The sequence below is a fragment of the Aliikangiella litoralis genome (assembly GCF_052495765.1).
This window is the reverse complement of record NZ_CP199292.1, coordinates 2435423-2455214: the sequence shown is the minus strand read 5'-3', so window position 1 is coordinate 2455214 and position 19792 is coordinate 2435423. Positions and strand designations below refer to the sequence as shown.

The 19792-nt window shown below is 36.4% G+C and carries 14 protein-coding genes and 1 tRNA gene; 6 read left to right on the top strand and 9 right to left on the bottom strand.

Annotated elements, in window-relative coordinates:
- Window positions 1–46: 46 nt before the first annotated feature.
- Window positions 47–122 (bottom strand) — tRNA-Lys (locus ACT5E3_RS10185).
- 146 nt (window positions 123–268) lie between these two features.
- Between ACT5E3_RS10185 and ACT5E3_RS10180 the strand changes: the two genes are divergently transcribed.
- Together ACT5E3_RS10180 and ACT5E3_RS10175 are read left to right on the top strand one after the other, a co-directional pair.
- Window positions 269–1375 carry an ISAs1 family transposase gene (locus ACT5E3_RS10180; protein ID WP_444994207.1) on the top strand — a complete coding sequence of 369 codons (1107 nt, stop codon included), beginning with the start codon at window positions 269–271 and terminating at the stop codon, window positions 1373–1375.
- Between the two features lie 789 nt (window positions 1376–2164).
- Complete coding sequence (locus ACT5E3_RS10175) at window positions 2165–2641, top strand: MarR family winged helix-turn-helix transcriptional regulator (protein ID WP_444998198.1); 477 nt, start codon at window positions 2165–2167, stop codon at window positions 2639–2641.
- 224 nt (window positions 2642–2865) lie between these two features.
- Here ACT5E3_RS10175 and ACT5E3_RS10170 read toward each other — a convergent pair whose 3' ends face one another.
- From ACT5E3_RS10170 to ACT5E3_RS10140, 7 genes are all read right to left on the bottom strand, one after another.
- Window positions 2866–3906, bottom strand: coding sequence for an IS481 family transposase (locus ACT5E3_RS10170; RefSeq protein ID WP_444993903.1), 1041 nt, complete (start codon window positions 3904–3906; stop codon window positions 2866–2868).
- Between the two features lie 186 nt (window positions 3907–4092).
- On the bottom strand, window positions 4093–4497 hold the full coding sequence (locus tag ACT5E3_RS10165) for a hypothetical protein (protein ID WP_444998197.1): 405 nt from the start codon (window positions 4495–4497) through the stop codon (window positions 4093–4095).
- A gap of 354 nt (window positions 4498–4851) precedes the next feature.
- A complete protein-coding gene (rimI, locus tag ACT5E3_RS10160; protein ID WP_444998196.1) occupies window positions 4852–5307 on the bottom strand; it encodes a ribosomal protein S18-alanine N-acetyltransferase in 456 nt (151 codons plus the stop codon).
- 5 nt (window positions 5308–5312) lie between these two features.
- A complete protein-coding gene (locus ACT5E3_RS10155) occupies window positions 5313–6125 on the bottom strand; it encodes a hypothetical protein (protein ID WP_444998195.1) in 813 nt (270 codons plus the stop codon).
- Between the two features lie 198 nt (window positions 6126–6323).
- Complete coding sequence (locus tag ACT5E3_RS10150; RefSeq protein WP_444998194.1) at window positions 6324–6980, bottom strand: OmpA family protein; 657 nt, start codon at window positions 6978–6980, stop codon at window positions 6324–6326.
- A 168-nt stretch (window positions 6981–7148) separates the two neighbouring features.
- A complete protein-coding gene (locus ACT5E3_RS10145; protein WP_444998193.1) occupies window positions 7149–9605 on the bottom strand; it encodes an acyl-CoA dehydrogenase in 2457 nt (818 codons plus the stop codon).
- On the bottom strand, window positions 9606–10295 hold the full coding sequence (locus tag ACT5E3_RS10140; protein ID WP_444998192.1) for a TetR/AcrR family transcriptional regulator: 690 nt from the start codon (window positions 10293–10295) through the stop codon (window positions 9606–9608).
- A 465-nt stretch (window positions 10296–10760) separates the two neighbouring features.
- On the opposite strand from ACT5E3_RS10140, the gene ACT5E3_RS10135 reads away from it, so the two are divergent.
- The 4 genes from ACT5E3_RS10135 to ACT5E3_RS10120 all read left to right on the top strand — a co-directional run bounded on the left by ACT5E3_RS10135 (window position 10761) and on the right by ACT5E3_RS10120 (window position 19200).
- Window positions 10761–11267: a hypothetical protein gene (locus tag ACT5E3_RS10135; protein ID WP_444998191.1), complete on the top strand. Its 507-nt coding sequence runs from the start codon at window positions 10761–10763 to the stop codon at window positions 11265–11267.
- A gap of 306 nt (window positions 11268–11573) precedes the next feature.
- Window positions 11574–12785: an efflux RND transporter periplasmic adaptor subunit gene (locus ACT5E3_RS10130; protein WP_444998190.1), complete on the top strand. Its 1212-nt coding sequence runs from the start codon at window positions 11574–11576 to the stop codon at window positions 12783–12785.
- A gap of 80 nt (window positions 12786–12865) precedes the next feature.
- A complete protein-coding gene (locus ACT5E3_RS10125; protein ID WP_444998189.1) occupies window positions 12866–16099 on the top strand; it encodes an efflux RND transporter permease subunit in 3234 nt (1077 codons plus the stop codon).
- Between the two features lie 2 nt (window positions 16100–16101).
- Window positions 16102–19200 (top strand): efflux RND transporter permease subunit, encoded by a 3099-nt coding sequence (locus tag ACT5E3_RS10120; protein WP_444998188.1) that lies wholly within the window; start codon window positions 16102–16104, stop codon window positions 19198–19200.
- A gap of 78 nt (window positions 19201–19278) precedes the next feature.
- Here the strand turns inward: ACT5E3_RS10120 and ACT5E3_RS10115 are convergent, their stop codons facing one another.
- Window positions 19279–19689 (bottom strand): hypothetical protein, encoded by a 411-nt coding sequence (locus ACT5E3_RS10115; RefSeq protein WP_444998187.1) that lies wholly within the window; start codon window positions 19687–19689, stop codon window positions 19279–19281.
- Window positions 19690–19792 lie beyond the last annotated feature (103 nt).

The following is a 19792-nucleotide window of genomic DNA, read 5'->3' as shown; positions in this document are numbered from 1 at the left end:
TAAAGGTAATAAAAAAGCCACCGTTAACGGTGGCTTTTTTATAAAATGGTGGGTCGTGGGCGATTCGAACGCCCGACCAATTGATTAAAAGTCAACTGCTCTACCGGCTGAGCTAACGACCCGAAGCGGTGCGCATTATCCGGGTTTTGAAAAAAATTACAAGCTTTTTATGAATTTTTCAGAACAACACTCAGGGCAAGATCATACTTTATTGAACTTATTGAGAAAATAAAGATCAGATCGGTATCGAATATAACGAGATACCGACATGACATTAATCGAGCATTTTTCACAAATTGAAGACCCGCGAAGCCATATCAATGTAAAACATGACCTGTTGGATGTACTATTTCTCTGCGTCAGTGCCGTATTATCAGGCGCCGAGGGATGGAAAGATATTAAAGAGTTTGGGGATGAGAAGCTCGAATGGTTAAGGCAATATCGACCATTTAAAAATGACATTCCAGTTGATGATACGATTGCCAGAATCGTAAGAGCGATCGAACCGGAAGCCTTTAATCAAGCTTTTATCAATTGGGTTAACGAGGTGAGAGTTGAACAAGGACAAGAGCAGATAGCGATTGATGGTAAAACATTAAGGCATTCCTTTGATGGCGACCGGTATGGCGCGCTCCATAGCATTACCGCCTGGAGTAAATCGCAGGGTCTGGTTATAGCCCAAGCGAAATCATCGGGTAAGAAAAACGAAAATGCTTCCGTTATCGACATGCTGGACAACTTGAATATCAAAGGGGCTTTGATTAGCGCGGATGCGATGAATACACAGAAAAAAGTCGTGAGAAAAATCGTAGAAAAGCAAGCGGACTTTGTTTTGTGTGTCAAATCGAATCAAAAGAAATTGCGTGAAGAAATCGCAGCCTATTTTCATAAAGTCAAGCGAGAAACACCTGATTTTATAGAAGAATTTGAGGAAGTCGATAGCGGGCATGGACGAGTTGAAGTAAGGAAATACCGTCAACTTCGTATGAACGAATGGCTTAGTGAAGCTCAGGAATGGCCTAACATTCAAAGTGTCATCGAGGTTGAGCGGGAACGTCATTTAAAAGACAAAAAGGTTCAGCAAGAAACCCTTTACTACATTAGCTCTTTGGTGCCGGACGCGAAAAAAATTGGTAACGCAATCCGTAGTCATTGGGAAGTTGAAAACAAAGTGCATTGGGTATTAGATGTGACTTTTAAAGAAGATGATAGTCGCATACGTTGTGGGGATGGTGCTGAGAATGTAGCTATCATAAGACGTTTTGCTTTAAACCTGGCGAGATTACATCCTCAGAAAAATAGTATGAGGGGCAAACTTAAACAAGCGGGATGGAGTGATAACTTTCGCTCTGAGCTGATATTTGGCCAAAATTAATACAAAGTATGCGTTTGCCCTGGAACAACACTATTCAAATACTCTTTAAATAAGCAAAAACAAGCTAGTCAAACTTCATCTTCACATAAAAGATTAAAAAGAACTTTCTAAAAATAAATCATCATAAAAAGGTCCAATAGTATAAATTTCAACCAGCACTTATATTGCTTTAGCGCATCATTCATACCCATTCGATTCAAAAATAATATTAATATCTTCTCAAATAGCCATATACCTTCCATTTTTTAATTGTTTTTATTAAAAGCCTCAGGGTCTGATATAGGTAAATTCTCTATATCTAGCTCTTATAACGAAAGAATAGTGACCTATTAACATTGATATCATAAATCCAACTTTAATTCTTCTTTGCATGCCCTCTTTACATAAATAGAAGACTTTTAGAAAAAATATTTATATTCACATCAATAATTAATTTTCACTTTGATAAGTTTTACAACACCCCCATTGATTTATCAAAGAGAGTGTAATAGTTAAATTTTGCTTTATCGATAGAGTAAAGATTGAAGCGGGTAAATATAATATTATTAACAAGTAGAATAACAAAAATACAATGTTATCCATTACAAGCTGTTTATACCATCGCTTGAAAAAGCTCAATAGATAACTAAAAAGAATGAAAACATTATTAATTTATCGTAAGCTGATCAACACCCTAGCTTTTCATGCAAAAGCCAATAAAACATAATAATTATTTAAATTAAGTATTGTTAGTATTAAGTTTTTGAAATTATCAAAGAAAATAGAATATTAATTAATAGGAAAAACATTGTGACTAATAAAAAAAACATATCAATAGACAAGCCTTACTTTCCTGCCAGCGAACAATTCAACATCAATGATTTTCCTTTTTATTGGGTTGCTTTATTAAACTCAAAGTATTCAATTGAAATGGAAAAAACACTCAAAAAAATTGATTTAGATATTACTCGCTGGCGAATAGTAATGCTGCTAAAAATCCATGGTGAAATGAGTATCTCAGATATTTGTCAACATGCTGTAGCAAAGCTTCCAACTATTACAAAAATAGTTTACCGTATGCAAGATAAAAATTTAGTTACCGTAAAAAGTTCGAGTAAAGATGGCAGAGTATCAGTAGTAGCAATAACGAACCAAGGGCTCGATAAAATTCAAGAAACGATAAAAACAACTAGTGATTTATTTAACCAGGCTTTTAAAGGTTTTTCTGAAGCAGAAATTAACAGAATGAACAAACTCAACAAAAAGCTATTATCTAACTTATTTTAATATCTCTAGAAATTCAGCCTAACTATAAAAAGTTTGCTGTAGAAGATTGAACTGGAGGCTAAAATCTAACCTCGGGTGCAAAAGTCAAACACCCCAATAATAGCACTAAGCTTCGCGGCTTTTATTGATTAAACGAATAACTGACTTAATATATGATGCACTTAATATGTAGTAGCTCAGACTTGATCTGACAGTTACCCGTTTTTCCAACGGTATCTGTCAGTTTAGATTTGAGCTAAATTCTTTTCAGCCCAAATCAATTTACCATCAAGTAAAGTTTCTTTTGGCGTTCTGCCACAGCACATTTTTCCTTGATGAGTTCGGTCATTGTTATAGTATTCCATCCAAACGTCCAGATCTTTTTGCAAATCTTCCATCGATGAGTACAGCTTTTTCCTAAAGGTGATCTGGTAAAACTCATTCAATATCGTCTTGTGAAAGCGCTCGCAGATCCCGTTCGTTTGTGGTGACATCGCTTTCGTTTTGGTATGGTCAATATCATTGATCGCCAAGTAAAGCTGATAATCATGATGCTCTACGCGACCACAGTACTCAGTTCCACGGTCAGTTAAAATGCGCAACATTGGCAATTCATTTTGATTAAAGTAGGGTAATACTTTGTCATTTAATATATCTGCGGCGGTGATTGGCGTTTTGGTTGTGTAGAGCTTTGCAAAAGCAACTTTGCTGTAGGTGTCAATAAAGGTCTGCTGATAAATTCGGCCAACGCCTTTGAGGTTACCCACATAAAACGTATCCTGAGAGCCTAAGTAGCCTGGGTGAGCGGTTTCTATCTCACCACAAGCTTCGTCATCATGTTTCTTCTTTTCAAGCGCAGCAACTTGCGCATCGCTTAAAATGATACCGTCATTAGCGACCTTTTCCTCAAGTGCTTTAAGACGCTTTTTGAAGTTTTCCAGATCATGACGAAGCCAAATTGAACGAACGCCGCTGCCAGAAACAAAGACACCTTGTTTACGCAGCTCATTGCTTGTTCTATGTTGACCAAAGGCTGGTTGTTCAATGGCATAGGCAACAACGGCTTGTTCTGTCGCCTCATCAACTCTATTTTTAGGATTGGCCTTACGTCTGGTCTTTTCGATTAAGGCGTCAATTCCACCTTCTTCAACTAACTCTTGATAACGATAAAATGTATCTCGAGATACGCCCATCACTTTACAGGCTCTTGAAACATTATTGAGTTCTTCGGCTAAGTTTAATAAACCTGCCTTGTGTTTAATAATTGGATTGTTAGTATGTAGCATGAGAGTTACCTTTTGTTTTGATTTAAAGATTCGACACCTTTATCAAAACGGGTAACTCTCTTCTAGTCAAGCTGAAGTGTCAGATGAAGTCGGAACTAATACACTTAATATGCAATTTTAAACCGGGGTATAAGTTTTTGCTTAATATCCCCGGTTAAACAATCCACTTACATTTAATAAAAAGCTCTAACCACCAACATTTTCAAGTTCAGTCCAAATCTTTTTTGAACCCGTTTTATTACCCATGCCTTTAGCAAGATACATTCTTACAATTACCGTCTGTTTTTTTGCCACAGCTCTTTCAAAACGCTTATTGTTAATTTTAGGTTCAGCCTTAAACCAGCTGTCATTCATAAAAGTTCCGTCACCTCTTTGTATAGTAAAATATACCGCTTTCCACTGACCACTTTGACAATCTTTGTTACCGTCATTAGAACCTAAATCATACTTTACCTTAAGCGTTCGAGTCGTTGAGTCACGTGATGTATCTTTAATATAATCAATATCACATCCAGCCCAAACATTTCCTGCAAACATTGAACCCAAAATCATTAATAGTCCTGAGTATTTTTTTATTGAAAAATTGAACATATTCTTACTCCAATTAATTTTAGTTTAAATAAAATATTAATTGATACTCTGTGCATGATAGAACAATTAATATTTAATAATGGCCAGATTAAGCCCCATTAGCCTATTCAAGGCGAAGGCAGGTTAATTGACGAAAAGATTTCTTTCAACTACAGCAATATTAATTGGCATGTTTGTAGAATGGTATGGCGCACTTGCAAATAAGCAGAGTTTTCATTAAAAATAAAAGGCTTGTAAGTTACTCGATACAACTTATCAAAATAGAAAGAAATATTATTTATTCGGCAATAAACAACACTCTTTATCAATATAGGAATAAGTTCAATATAAACAGACTAAAAACGATTTATCGTCTTAAAATGAATATTGCATAACCAGTGCGTCTTCCCTACCTGTTACACATTGATAATATTTTTTACGTCGACCAACCTCTACAAAACCAAATTTTTTATAAAGCTTTATGGCTGCTTGATTAGATACCCTAACCTCTAGGAAAATACTTTTTACATATTTAAGCTTTGCTTCTTTTTGTAAGTGCTCCATGCACAGTTTACCTAACCCTTTGCCCTGTTGACAGGGAGCTATAACAATATCTAATAGCTCCCACTGCTCAATCACAGACATTACAATTAAATGGCCAACTATTTGGCTATCAATCTCAATAACCCAAACAAGATGCCCACCTTCGATACTCTCTGCTAATAATTTTTCACTCCAAGGTGAATAGTGAGCTGAATTTTCATTATTAATGATATCTGGTAAGTCAGATAAATTAGCAAAGCGAATAAGTTTGTTTGTTTTGTTGACCAAAAGAATTACTCGCCTTTACTAACCAACCTGGAGAATAACTTAAGATCTTCTAATGCTAATCGCTTTAATGCAGGATTCATAATCAATGTATACGGATGATAACTAACCAAACACTCAATACCGTTAGCCAACTGATGTACCTGGCCTCGCGCTTGGGCCACATCATTGTATTCTGTCAATAGCTCTTTTACGGCTTCATCCCCAAGAAGTAATATTTTATCGGGTTTAACACCAGTTAAAACATCCTCCATTAACCGACAATCTCGACCTAATCCAGCCTGTGACAAATGACCTAAACGAATTTGTATTTCTTTCTCTTGAGGATAAAACTCTTTTAAAGCCAACACATAATCTTGCATAAATTGGCTAGGTCTATTGGCTTTTGCAAAGCTTTGCGCCGGCTGATCAGTTTGATGCCGACATATAATTAAAATTGACTGCTCTCCATTGGACAAATCATTCCAGGGAACCAATTTTATATAATGTGTATTTTCTGATGGTATTTTAGTGTTGAGCTCGCTCCTTGCAACTATTGCTTGTTTTTCAGAGCGACTGGCTAACTCTGTAGAACCAGTTTTAACTGAAGTGGTATCACAAGTTGAATCTGAAATAGCCTTATCAAAAGTTTGAGGCGTTGTCATACGTTGATTGGTAGTTGTTTGAGAATCAGGAAAAGTTAGATTGGTCTGCGGTGCTTGATGAAAGTTTTTCTCTTCCCAATCACGAGGGATCCAAACAGGCACTTCCATAGCCTGTAAATAAGCAAATCTCTCTGCATCCGACAGAATATGTTGGCTGGTATCTATAGTCTCATTCATAAATTTTTACCACAACACTCACTTAGCATATCCAATATTAGCCAAACACAGCAACTATTAGCTATTTTAAAACAAATTATATCATCAACCAGCATATCACCAACAAAAAAAGCCACTAATGTGGCTTTTTGGCTTTTGTTGAACAAACTGACTCAAGCTAGAACATACAGTCTCTCAACGATTATGTCGCGATATAAACTATGCCTCAATAGCTCGAATACGAATCTCAACACGTCTGTTTTGCGCTCGTCCCTCTGCCGTACCGTTATTAGCGATTGGATTTGAAGGCCCTTTTCCAGTAGGAATTAATCGCTGAGAAAGAATACCTCCCTTTTTCAAGTAATTTGAAACTTGGCGCGCTCGTTCCTCTGACAACTGCATATTATGTGACCAAGAGCCTGTAGAATCAGTATAACCTTCTACTTCAACAATCGTTTTTTCATATTCTCTTAGTACAGTCACAACTGAATTTAAAACTGGGTAAAAGCCTGTTTGGACAGTCGATTTATTGGTTGCAAAAGTTATGTTTCCAGGCATTATCAAACGAATTTGATCACCTTCACGCTTTACACTCACTCCAGTTTCTTCTAGTGAGTTGCGCAACTTTCTCTCTTGTGAATCCATATAAGCGCCAATTGAAGCACCAATAACACCACATCCTAAAGCAGCATTACGTGCATGCTTTGATGAATCTCTAGAGCCAATAATTCCACAAATAGCAGCCCCTATTGCGCCATACTTAACTGTGCTGCTAGTTTTTTCTTCTCCAGTATAGGGATCTAAAGTTTTACAGCCTGTTAATACTAATGCCGCTGTTAACACCCCTGAAGCAATTTTTAATTTCATTGCAGACATATTTAATACCCTTATTCATTTTTGATACATTCGATATATAAAGCTCATTTTACGTTAATTATATTAATACAAACTGAACTAGAACACAGTTTATCTATTTAATGTTATCGAAAAAAATTAAGTCAAACTGGCTTATTTGCCATTGTTACTAACAAGCCAGTATAAAGTTTATGCTGCCTGCCCTGTTTTAGAAACATCAGCTTCAAATTTTCCTGCAATATAATCCTGCGAATAATCATCAACTTGAATAGCATCTAACCGTGCTTCTTCAGCATCTAAATATTCATCAGCTTCTTGCTGGGTCAAAATACCGGCAGCCAAAGCTGTAGCTACAGTATCCTCTAATTTTCGAGCAGTGGTTAAGTGACCATCTTTAATTGCTTTTTTAATTTTTAGCGCAGTTTCTTCAGTTGCAAGCACTTTGCAAAATGCACTTTCAATGCGTCCTATAGGCTGTGACTCATCTCCGACAAAAGTATATTTAGTTAACCTGTCACGCAATTCATTTTGACTAAGCATTGCTTGAACAATTTGATGATCTAATTTGTCGTCTGGCTTTTTGAAATTAAGCCCATATGGAAAAACGACACGGCGCAAAACACTCGCAAGCCATTTGGGTTCCAAATTATCAAAAAATTCATTTAAAGCTTGATGCATTAAATAAAGGTTATTTTTGATATTCCATTCGACATACGCCAAATCTGATTCTGGACGTCCATTGTCTTCATAGTATTTCAATACTGCTGAACTCAGATATAAATAGCTCAGCATATCCCCCAGGCGGGCAGAAAGCCGTTCTTTTCGCTTCAATTCGCCTCCCAATAATGCCATTGATAAATCAGACACTAAAGCAAGCGCCGAACTCATTCGAGTTAATTGCTGATAGTAGCGCCCAGTTGGCCCTTGTACTGGCTTTTTAGCAATCACTCCAACGGTTAAACCTAAGCTGACACTACGAATAAAATTACTTAATCCATAGCCGATATGACGGAAAAAGAGTGAATCAAAATCATTAATTCCCTCTTCTTCATTTGGGTTGTTGGCAGCCTGCATTTCACGAAAAACAAAAGGATGGCAGCGAATTGCACCTTGCCCAAATATCATCAGATTGCGAGTGAGGATATTAGCACCTTCAACAGTAATACTGATAGGCATAGACATATAGCCATTAGAAAGATAATTCCTCTCCCCCATAATAATCCCACGGCCACCATGAATGTCCATTGAGTCAGTTAATATATTTCTTGCAGCCTCAGTCATATGATACTTAGCGATTGCAGTAATTACAGATGGCTTAACGCCTGAGTCAACAGCACCAGCAGTCATTAAACGAGTCGCTTCAAGCTGGTAAGTCGCACCAGCTATACGAGCCAAGGCTTCTTCAACCCCTTCGAACTTGGCTATTTGGGTTTTAAACTGCTTTCTTAATACTGAGTAAGCTCCAGTTGAACGATAAGCCAAGGTGCCGGTGGCAGTTGATGATGATGGTAAGGAGATGCCTCGACCTGCAGACAAACATTCCATTAACATTCTCCATCCTTTACCTGCATATTCCGGCCCACCAACAATCCAATCAAGAGGAATAAAAACATCTTTACCGCGAGTTGGTCCATTCATAAACGCTTGTCCCATTGGATAATGGCGATCACCAATTTCAACACCAGGGTGGCTTGTAGGAATTAAAGCAACGGTTACACCTATGTCTTCTTTATCCCCAACTAACCCATCAGGATCATACATTTTAAATGCCAGACCGAGTACTGTTGCCACAGGCGCTAGAGTGATGTAGCGTTTATCCCAAGTTAAGCGTAGTCCAAGAACTTCTTTACCCTCAAACTCACCTTTACAAACAACTCCAGTATCTGGAATAGCACCAGCATCTGACCCGGCCTTAGGACCCGTTAAAGCAAAACAAGGAATGTCTACTCCTTTAGCCAATCGAGGTAAATAATAATTCTTTTGCTCTTCGGTACCATAATGAAGTAATAACTCTGCCGGGCCTAATGAATTAGGTACCATCGTAGTAATGCCTAGCACACTACTTCGAGTAGATAACTTGGCAACGATTGTTGAGTGAGCAAGTGCAGAAAACCCTTTTCCTCCATATTGCTTAGGTATGTTTAATCCCCAAAAGCTATGTTTTCTTATATAGTCCCAGGCTTCAACGGGTAAATCTTTGTCTTTAAAATTAACATCCCAATCAGAAACCATATTGCAAAGCGTTTCAACTTCATTATCAATAAAACTTTGTTCCTCAGAAGAAAGTTTAGGCGTTTGATAAGACAGCATTTTTTTCCAATCAGGATTACCACGAAATAATTCGCCATCCCACCAGACATCACCAGCTTCTAGTGCTTCTCGTTCAGTTTGATTCATCGGTGGAAGCACTTTTTTAAACATTTTAAATACTGGGCGAGTTATTTTGTCTTTGCGCAAATCATCAGCCAAATACAAAATAGCAACAACTGAGTAAAGTAACCAAGGGATCAGTTTAAATACACCAAAAAATGTCATTGAAAATAAAACTGCGCCAGCCACCATTAATGCAGCGCCCATTCGAGCACGCAAATAAGCAGACGCCCAAATTACGCCGATTAATACCAATAATTGGGTTAAGGTAACCATTTATGCTTCTCCTGCAGACAAGAATTCAGATGATGGGGTTAATTTAGAAAATCCAGCAGCTAGAAATGGGACTAACTTTGCAATAATATCTTCAATGCTAACCTCTTCTTCGAAATCACATTGAGATATGTCTTGCAACGCTTCATGACCAGCTAATGTAAAAATAAAAGCACCTAACATAAAATGTAAACGCCAAAACATTTCTGATGGCGCTATTTCAGGGCAGGCTTTTTGTAGAAGTCGGGTAAACCTCGCAAGCACATGAGAATAATGGTGCATCACAAAGCGTCTTATGTGACCTTGAGACTCAGCATATACTCGACCAAGCAATTTCATAAACACTGAAGAGCCATTGGGCCGAACTTGATCCGTTGCAATGAGCGGCCTCGCTAACGTGCCAAGTACTTGCTCAATTTCAATTGGCCCTTTTTTCTGATCAACTTTAGACATTTCAATCATCAATTGACTAGTAAAAATTTGCATAAAGCGATCGAACACAGCTTCTATTAACGATTTCTTCGAGCCAAAATGATAATTAACCGATGCTAAATTCACTTCCGCTCTTGCTGTAATCACTCTTAAGCTCGTTTCAGCAAACCCTCTATCGGCAAATAATTCTTCCGCGGCATCAAGAATTCTATTTTGGGTCTCTTTTTGCTTAGACTTTTTGGTCTCTTTTTGCTTAGACATAATCACCTTCTACGACGTTTAATTGTAATCAAAGCCAAATTTAAACGCTTGTTTTAAACATACGTTCAATTTTTATTCTTGTCAAGATATCATACGTTAACAGTTAGATATCGGAGCTATTATATCGAATATAATCCACTAATATTAATTAATAATATCATTCGACTTTATTTAGGTAAGTTTCTTATAAACCTCTCTACTTGAAGCGCAGCTTTTAATATCTAACCAATTAACTATTTGACCTTGCAATATCGGAGGAGACCATATATGAGGTTATTTAGTATGCCGCTCTGGCCTCAGAGCGGCATACTAAAAATCACTAAAAATACATATTCAAGTGGAATGGAGTCAAATAATGCCAATGGTTCAAATTTTCTCTCCTATACTCAATTTAGCATCACTTTTATATGGAATAATAAATTCATCCATTTCAAACAAGATATAGAGATATAAAAAGGATATAATATGGGCAAAACTACTAATCAGGTCATGCTCCTACAACTTGCAGCAGCTCAGCTATCCCTTTCACTTGAAGAGTCAGAAAAACCCTTTAACGATTTAACTAAATTGTTCTTTGAAATCGTTCATCAACATACTGAAATTAATGAATTACTGGGCCAAAAGCCAGCGCCAGATATTGTTAAGATACAGCAACTCCATCAACGAGCAGAGCAAAAAGTTAAAGAATCGGTAGTCGATTTTCAGTTTTATGATCGAATGAACCAACGTCTTGCACATATTTTAAACAGCTTACAGAAAGCAATTTTATTGCTCAGCAATATTGATGATCTTGAAGATGATAAAAGTTGGCAATCAATTTTTGATAGCATTGAACAAAGCTACACAATGCAAGAAGAAACTGAGCTTTACATGGCAATCAAGCAAGGAGAAGGTTTTGAATCAGCCGTCAATAATCTAATTGCTAAAACCAAAACCAAAGAAGCCATAGAACCAGATATTGAACTTTTTTAAATGTGATTTACTCTACCTTAATTCTCTTTAGTTAATACTTAAATAGTCGATAGTACCAACACGACTTTATCGTTCTGTACTGATTTTTAGTCAAAAAAACTAACTCTTAGTATAGAACACAATCCAAACTTAAACTTTTTGTTACAAATAGAACATAATTTGAAAGGTGTTATAGTCATATAATACAGCATACACCCGAGAAAATAGCTGTTAGTAAAAACTTCGCTAAAAGTAATAACTTTGGCACATATTCTGCTTACAGCATAAATATTCAAATTTTAACTGGCTTAACACAAAGGATATAAAATGAAATTTTCTGCTTCGAATACGACAGACCTGATCAAAGTGACTTTCTTATCCACCATTCTTGGCTTATCAATTCTTACAACAGCTTGTTCAGACGATAGTGCTAAAGATGATAAAGCAAAATCAGAACAGACTGAAGAAAAGAAAAGCAGTGACAAAACAGCCAGCAAAAATGATGATGACAAAGATAAGAAGAAAGAAGATGAAAAACCACCAGTACCAGTTGAAGTTGTATCTGTATCTCGAGGTGATATACAGCAAACCTATAGCACAATCACGACACTTGAAGCCGAAAACGATGCACAAGTCGTTGCTCGCTCAACAGGCTTATTACAAACAATAACGATAGAAGAAGGTGATAAAGTCAAAAAAGGTGATTTATTGGCTCAATTAGATGTTGAACAATTATCACTAGAGGTTGCTCAAATGGAAGCAACCTCAAAAAAGTTACACAAAGAATTAACAAGACAGCAAACTTTATTTAACCGCAAGCTAGGAAGTAGAGACGCACTAGATAGAGCCAAATTTGAATACCAATCTCAACAAGCCCAATTTAAACTTGCTAAATTAAAGCTTAGGTATGCCAGCATTCGAGCACCTATTGATGGAATAGTTACTGAACGTATGGTGAAAGTAGGTAATTTAATTCGTGAAAATGACATTCTGTTTAAAATTATTGATCCTTCCTCCTTAAAAGCAGTACTTCATTTACCTGAAAAAGAACTCAACAATATTAAGAAAGGACAAAATATTTTCCTCAATGTAGATGCCTACCACGATGAAGTTATTATCGGACAAGTTGAAAGAGTCAGGCCTTCCATTGATTCTGATACCGGTACATTCAAAGTGATTGCCAAATTAGATAATAGCGGTAATAAATTAAAATCAGGTATGTTTGGTAAAGTTGAAGTGGTGTTTGATGTTCATACCAATAGCCTTTTGTTAGCACAACAAGCAATCATTACTCAAGATAATCGTTCTCACGTATTTATTGTCGAGGACAATATTGCGAAACAAACTCCAGTGACAACTGGTTTCCGCCATAACGGTTTAGTAGAAATCATTAGTGGTTTAACTGAATCAGATAAAGTCATTACTACAGGTCAACAAATTTTAAAACACGAAGCGTTAGTTGAAATTGTATTAACAGACAATCAAGAAACCAAACCAGAAGAAAAAGAAGCGGCAACTAGTGTTGCAGCCCATCCTTAAAAATACTTAATCTTACTTTCTAGAAATTAACAAAGCGCTCAAATTCAGCGAGAGCTAGAGCGCTCTATTAAGGAAACATTATGAACTTAATTGCCGTTGCTATACGTCGTCCGGTTACTGTCGCAATGTTTACATTAGCTGCACTCGTTTTTGGTTTAGTCTTAGTTAATCGCTTAGGCTTTAACCTATTACCAGAACTCAACTATCCGACACTAACAGTGCGTACTGATTTCGAAGGCGCAGCCCCTGCAGAAATAGAAAATTTAATTACTCGGCCTCTGGAAGGTGTTTTGGGCACAATTAAGGGCTTAAGGCAACAACGTTCAGTATCAAAAGCAGGTCGTTCCGATATTTATTTAGAATTTTATTGGGGAACCAATATTGATGTTGCCAGCTTAGATGTCAGAGAAAAAATGGAGCAAGTAGAACTTCCATTAGAAACGCCAGCCCCCTCACTACTACGCTTTAACCCAAACAATGATCCGATTGTTCGGATGAGTTTAAGTAAAAAATCTGAAACAGATGAAGATCCAGAAGTTTCACTGGCTAAATTAAGACGATATGCAGACCTTCAACTGTCTAGAAAACTTGAGACTGTTGAGGGCATTGCAGCCGCCAAAGCTAGTGGAGGTTTAGAAGATGAGATTCAAATACTTCTTGATCAAACTCAACTAGCCCAACTTAATTTAACAGTAGAAGAGATTTCCAACAAATTAAAAACACAAAATATCAACATGAGTGCCGGCCAAATTCGTAATGGACAGCAACAGTTATTAGTTCGTACATTTAATGAATACCGCTCTCTCGATGATTTTTCCAACACGATTATTTTATCTAAAGATAGAAAAATTATTCGTTTAAAAGATATTGCAACCGTTGAATTCACTCATAAAGATCCAACTTCAATCATCCGACATAATGGTGAGCAAGCAGTTGAAATAGCTATCTATAAAGAAGGTGATGCAAATACTGTAGTTGTTGCAGAATCAATTAAAAAACAACTATCTAAAATAAAAGGAACCTTACCAGAAGGGATGACGTTAACGGTTTTAACAGATGCTTCTAAATTTATTGATCAAGCTATCTCTGAGCTAATATCTTCGGCCCTCATTGGTGGCTTATTAGCCATGATTATTATTTATCTCTTTTTAGGAGAGTTTACTCCAACACTAATTATTTCAGCAACGATACCTTTATCGGTCATTATTACTTTTAACTTAATGTATAGCGCCAAAATAGACATGAATATTATGTCTTTAGGCGGGTTAGCATTAGCCGTTGGTATGCTGGTCGATAATGCAATAGTCGTTTTGGAGAATATTTCTCGCAAAAAAGAACAAGGATTATCATTAGCTCAATCAGCATTAGAAGGGACAAGTGAAGTTTCTGGTGCTATTACTGCTTCAACATTAACAACAATAGCGGTTTTTCTTCCTTTAGTTTTTGTAGAAGGCATTGCAGGACAGTTATTTAAAGATCAGGCGCTAACCATTACTTTTTCACTGATAGTTTCATTGATTGTTGCTTTAACACTTATTCCTACTATGGCGGCTTATGGATTAAAAAAATCAGAATCAACACCTACATTAAAAAGAGAAATAAAACCGATATGGAAAAGAATTTTATTTTTTCCAGTTGAGTTAATCATTCTAATTTTTGCAGGTGTATTCTTTTTACTTAAAACAGGTATATTATCATTATCCATAGTTCTTGGTTTTATTTTCATACCATTAAGAAAATTTTTTGACCAACTATTCACTTCTCTTGCAAAACTTTATCAGCGAATATTAAAGAGCGCTTTAAACACCAAAACAATTACTTTACTTTTAGCTTTTGGTTTACTGGCAGTAAGCTTATTAATAGTTAAAACATTATCTCAAGTAGTATTACCAGAAATGGCACAAGGAGAATTAGTTATCAAAGTACAATATACTCCCGGCACAGCAATAGAGCTAACCGATCAAAAAGTTATTTCTCTTTCATCTGACTTATTAAAATTTGAAGGCGTAAAAGAAGTTTTTGCAACAGCCGGTGCAGGTAATAAGTTAACAGCAAATCCAGAACAAGAAGGAGAAAATCAAGCGGAATTTACCTTACTACTTAAAAAGGGTATTTCTAGAGAACAAGAAAATGAACTACTAAAACGCATACGTAGCTTTCTATCCAAAGAAACTCATGGTTTAACTTCTGATGCAGACAGACCCCAATTATTTAGTTTCTCTACACCGCTTAGTATTGAAGTCTATGGTTACGAGCTATCAACACTTAAACAAACGGCTGATAGTATTGTTGAAAAACTATCGCTATCAGATCGCTTTGTGGATCTCCATACAAATATGAAAAGTGGTTACCCAGAAGCTCAAATTACTTTTGATCAAAATAAAATGGCTCAATTAGGCCTTTCTATAGAACAAGCTAATCGTTCAGTCGTTAATGCCATTAGAGGAAACAAAGCAACAAGGTATCGTCTGAGAGAGCAACAAGTTGAAGTATTAGTTCGACTTGAAGACAGCGCTAGAGATGAATTAGACGATGTGAAAAATCTCATTATAAATCCGACTTCTCCACGCCCTATTCCTCTTCATGCTGTTGCTCAAATAGTCGAAACATTGGGACCCAGTGAAATTATGCGTATTGATCAACAACGAGTTATTTTAATTGAAGGTCAAATTCAATATGGAGGTATTGGAGAAGCAATTACTGAAGCTAAACAATTACTCAAAAACTATCGATTACCTTTTGGTACTTCGATTCAGTTTGGTGGCCAAGGCGAAGAAATGGAGCGTAGCTATAATTCATTACTAATGGCTTTAGCACTTGCTGTATTTATGGTCTATTTAGTTATGGCTTCACAATTTGAGTCATTATTACACCCATTTATTATTTTACTCAGTATTCCTCTAGCTATTATCGGTGCAATTTTTGCGCTCATAATCACCAACACAGAAATCAGTGTCGTTGTGTTTCTTGGCGTCATTATGCTAGCTGGTATTGTTGTGAATAATGCAATCGTTTTAATTGATCGGATTAACCAATTAAGAGCTGCAGGAACTGAAAAAATAAAAGCCATAACAGAAGCCGCTGAATCTCGTTTACGTCCAATACTAATGACCACTTTAACGACAACATTAGGTATGTTGCCATTAGCTTTAGGTATTGGTGAAGGCACAGAAATGAGAGCACCAATGGCAATTACTGTAATTGGAGGGCTGCTTGCTTCAACTCTACTAACACTAATTGTTATTCCTGTTATGTATCAAATACTCGACCATAAAAATTATTCAAAAATAATAAAAATTGACGAGGAGGCATAACAATGTGGTTTACTAAACTCGCACTAAAACGCCCAGTTACAGTCTCTATGATTTTTGTCTGTGCGGTTGTCATGGGGCTGGCTTCTAGTCGAATTATACCGTTGGAGTTTTTTCCAACGGTACAATTCCCAGGAGTATTTGTTCAAGCAAATTATCCTGGCTCTTCACCTGAAGAAGTAGAAAAAAACATTACAAAGCCTTTAGAGGAGGCTTTAGCAACAATTGGCTCTGTTGAACAAATGCAGTCGACCAGCACCCAAAATCAATCACAAGTGTTTATGCTATTTGATTGGGGAGTTAATGCAAAACTGAAAGGTGTTGAAGCTCGAGAAAAAGTAGATGCAATAAAAGCAGAACTTCCTACAGATTTACGTCGGGTGTTTATTTTCACTGGCAGCACTAATGATCGGCCTATTATTGAAGCAAGACTTTCCGCTGAAACAGATTTAAGTGACTCATTTCAAGTATTAAATAGACAATTAAAACAAAGGTTAGAACGTATACCTGGCGTTTCTGAAGTAAACATACATGGCGTCGCTCCTAAAACATATCAAATAGAATTACTCCCTGATAGAATTGCAGCTTATCACATCAATACTAATCAATTGCTAGCCAAACTTCAGAATTCAAATAGTTTAATTTCTGCCGGTGAAGTAAAAAGTGATAAAACCAGTATACGAATTACAGTTAACCAACAATTTTTAAGTAAAGATGACATTGCAAACTTTGTGATTAATAAAAGAGGTCTTAAGTTATCAGATATTGCCAAAGTCAGTTATGCTAAAGAAGACATCGATGTAGGTCGCCACCTCGATAGAAAATATGCTGTTGGAATTAATATTACTCGCGAAGCAGACGCTAATTTAGTGAATACTGCCGATGCGATTATAAAGGAAATGAAAAAAATTGAAGAGTTACCCGACTTTGAAGGAATTAAACTATTTGTCATGGAAAACCAAGCTGATGGTGTTGTCAGCTCTATTGAAGATATAGCACAATCAGGTTTAATTGGTTTTTTATTATCATCAATTGTTTTATTTGTTTTTTTAAAAGATATTCGGTTAACCCTCATCGTTTCACTTGCGGTTCCATTTTCATTGTTAATTACTTTTGCAGCCATGTACTTTCTTGATGTTAGTATTAATCTTTTATCTATGATGGGGTTAATGTTAGCAATAGGTATGTTAGTTGATAATGCGGTAGTAGTGAGTGAAAGTATTTTTGGTTATCGTCAACAAATGCCAGACAAACCAATAGAAGCGACACTAAACGGCGTTAAAGATGTTGGCATACCTGTGGTTGCAGGAACGATAACAACAGCAATTGTTTTTCTACCTAATATTATCGGTGAAAAGATCGACATCACTGTATTTTTGAGCCACGTAGCAACCACTATTGTTATTTCTTTAATAGCCTCTTTATTTATTGCAACCACAATTATTCCTTTATGCCTTAGTAAAATGAAGTCTCACACCACAAAAATAAGCCATACAGATACGGTTAAAGAACATGGCAAATATTCTGCATTTTTATCTTGGATGATGATTCACCCATTTTGGTCTACACTGATTGCTTTACTTTTATTGTTCTCTATAGTGATCCCAAAAGAATTTGTAAAATTTGATATGTTTCCTGATGAAGAAGATTCTCGACTTTTCATCTCTTATAATATTCAAGGTCAATATGAATTAGAAAAAGTTGAACAAGCCGTTTTTCGAATTGAAAACTTTTTATACGATAACCAGAAAGAGTTAGATATTAAAAATGTTTATTCCTTTTACACAACTCAGAGTGCGGGTTCGACTTTACTGTTGGTAGATGATGAACAACGAACAAAAACCAACAAACAAATTCGTGAGTTTATCGAAAAAGAAATACCTAAAATAGCCATAGGTAACCCTTCTTTTGATCGTCGTCGCAGCGGTGGACAAGATGCTTTAACTATTGGAATCAACGGTGAAGACACAGAAACCTTACTTGAGTTATCAGAGCAGATAATGCCCCTTTTAGCCAATATAAAAGGCGTAACAAAAGTCAGACCAGCTTCTCAAGATGGTAATCAAGAAGTAAAAATCATATTAAACCCAACTAAACTTAATCAATTAGGTTTATCCCCTCAAGATGTTGCCACTACCGTGTCGATAGCCCTGCGTAAACAACAATTAAGAACTTTTCGTTCAGAGCTTGGCGAAACAGACATTACGTTAACATTTGACGGACGTAAACACGCTAATATTCAGGATCTCGCCGGACTACCAATTGAATTACCCTCACCCAAAGCTGGCGGTAGCAAAAGTGTTCGTCTTGATTCTGTTGCTCAACTACAAGTTGCTCGTTCACTACCTCAAATTACTCGCTACGATCGCAAAACTTCTGTTCGATTAAGAATTGATTATTCAGATACCACAGCAGAAGAAATACGTAAAACCTCAAACCAGCTAATGAAAAATGTACCTCTTCCTAATGGCTACAACTGGGGTTTTGGAAGAAGTACTGATAGAGAGCAGAAAATTGGTCGAATAATGGTAACAAATATGCTCTTAGCGGTACTGATGATTTTTATTGTTATGGCTGCACTATTTGAGTCACTGATGCTGCCATTGGTTGTTATTACTTCAATTATTTATGCTGTTGTTGGCGTATATTGGTATTTCTTTTTTACTGACACAACATTTTCAATGATGGCATTAATCGGTATTTTGGTGCTTATGGGCGTTGTTGTGAACAATGGTATTGTACTCGTTGATAGGATCAATTATTACCGAAAAGCCAATTATGATAAGCGAGATGCTATTTTGCATGCGGCCAATGATAGGATAAGACCCATTCTGATGACGGTACTAACAACTATCTTAGGATTATTGCCACTCAGTTTAGGTGATACACAATTAGGTGGAGGTGGACCCGCCTATTTTCCAATGGCCAGAGCAGTTATTGGTGGCCTTGCATACTCAACAGTTACCACTTTAATTTGCTTACCTGTAATCTATCTATTTTTAGACTATACACGAGAATTTTTTGCTCACTTATGGAACTCCGTTGGACAAAAAGGTAGCCGCTGGAACTTTAAGAACATTCGTCTAGAATCTAGAATCAAGTAGAACAAATAACATAGGCCCAACTAACTCAGGGCCTATGTAGCTTAGAGTTTATTTTTAAAAATAGTACGCTTGTTAAATTCAGTTAGATTCTGGGGTACTCTTAAATTTTGCTTTTAACTTTGTTTCTATCGTTTTTTTGGTTTTCGCAGAAATATCGCCTTCTTTATATTCCTTCACTAAAATATCTTCTACTTGCTTTAATACATTATCGACGGTCCTGCTACTTCCTTTATGCTGACCAAATAAGTTGATATGTGCCTCACTGACTCTACCAAATTTCATTAATCGTTCAAAGTAGCTCGATCGCCCACGTTTCCCGCCAATAAGATCAGCTAAAGTAGCCAAAATAGCAACTGGGCTTAATAAAATATCTCTCAAAGCATCAATCGCTAGTTTAACCTGAAAAACAAGTAAGTTTCTAACAGGGTGCTCGGCAACATCTTTGTTAGGTTCATTCAGTTGAATATTAAATTGTTTTTGCTTTGTCATTTAATTAAATATCAATAATCGGTTCTAGCAGTACTAAGTTATGTTAACTTATCAGCCTGAACTTTGTGAAATTATTGAATTATTTTACCCAAAACGGACAAAT

Coding starts and splice junctions, on each gene's coding strand:
- ACT5E3_RS10180 (WP_444994207.1), top strand. CDS start 269: ATGACATTAATCGAGCATTTTTCACAAATTGAAGACCCGCGAAGCCAT.
- ACT5E3_RS10170 (WP_444993903.1), bottom strand. CDS start 3,906: ATGCTACATACTAACAATCCAATTATTAAACACAAGGCAGGTTTATTA.
- ACT5E3_RS10165 (WP_444998197.1), bottom strand. CDS start 4,497: ATGTTCAATTTTTCAATAAAAAAATACTCAGGACTATTAATGATTTTG.
- ACT5E3_RS10155 (WP_444998195.1), bottom strand. CDS start 6,125: ATGAATGAGACTATAGATACCAGCCAACATATTCTGTCGGATGCAGAG.
- ACT5E3_RS10150 (WP_444998194.1), bottom strand. CDS start 6,980: ATGTCTGCAATGAAATTAAAAATTGCTTCAGGGGTGTTAACAGCGGCA.
- ACT5E3_RS10145 (WP_444998193.1), bottom strand. CDS start 9,605: ATGGTTACCTTAACCCAATTATTGGTATTAATCGGCGTAATTTGGGCG.
- ACT5E3_RS10140 (WP_444998192.1), bottom strand. CDS start 10,295: ATGTCTAAGCAAAAAGAGACCAAAAAGTCTAAGCAAAAAGAGACCCAA.
- ACT5E3_RS10135 (WP_444998191.1), top strand. CDS start 10,761: ATGGGCAAAACTACTAATCAGGTCATGCTCCTACAACTTGCAGCAGCT.
- ACT5E3_RS10130 (WP_444998190.1), top strand. CDS start 11,574: ATGAAATTTTCTGCTTCGAATACGACAGACCTGATCAAAGTGACTTTC.
- ACT5E3_RS10125 (WP_444998189.1), top strand. CDS start 12,866: ATGAACTTAATTGCCGTTGCTATACGTCGTCCGGTTACTGTCGCAATG.
- ACT5E3_RS10120 (WP_444998188.1), top strand. CDS start 16,102: ATGTGGTTTACTAAACTCGCACTAAAACGCCCAGTTACAGTCTCTATG.
- ACT5E3_RS10115 (WP_444998187.1), bottom strand. CDS start 19,689: ATGACAAAGCAAAAACAATTTAATATTCAACTGAATGAACCTAACAAA.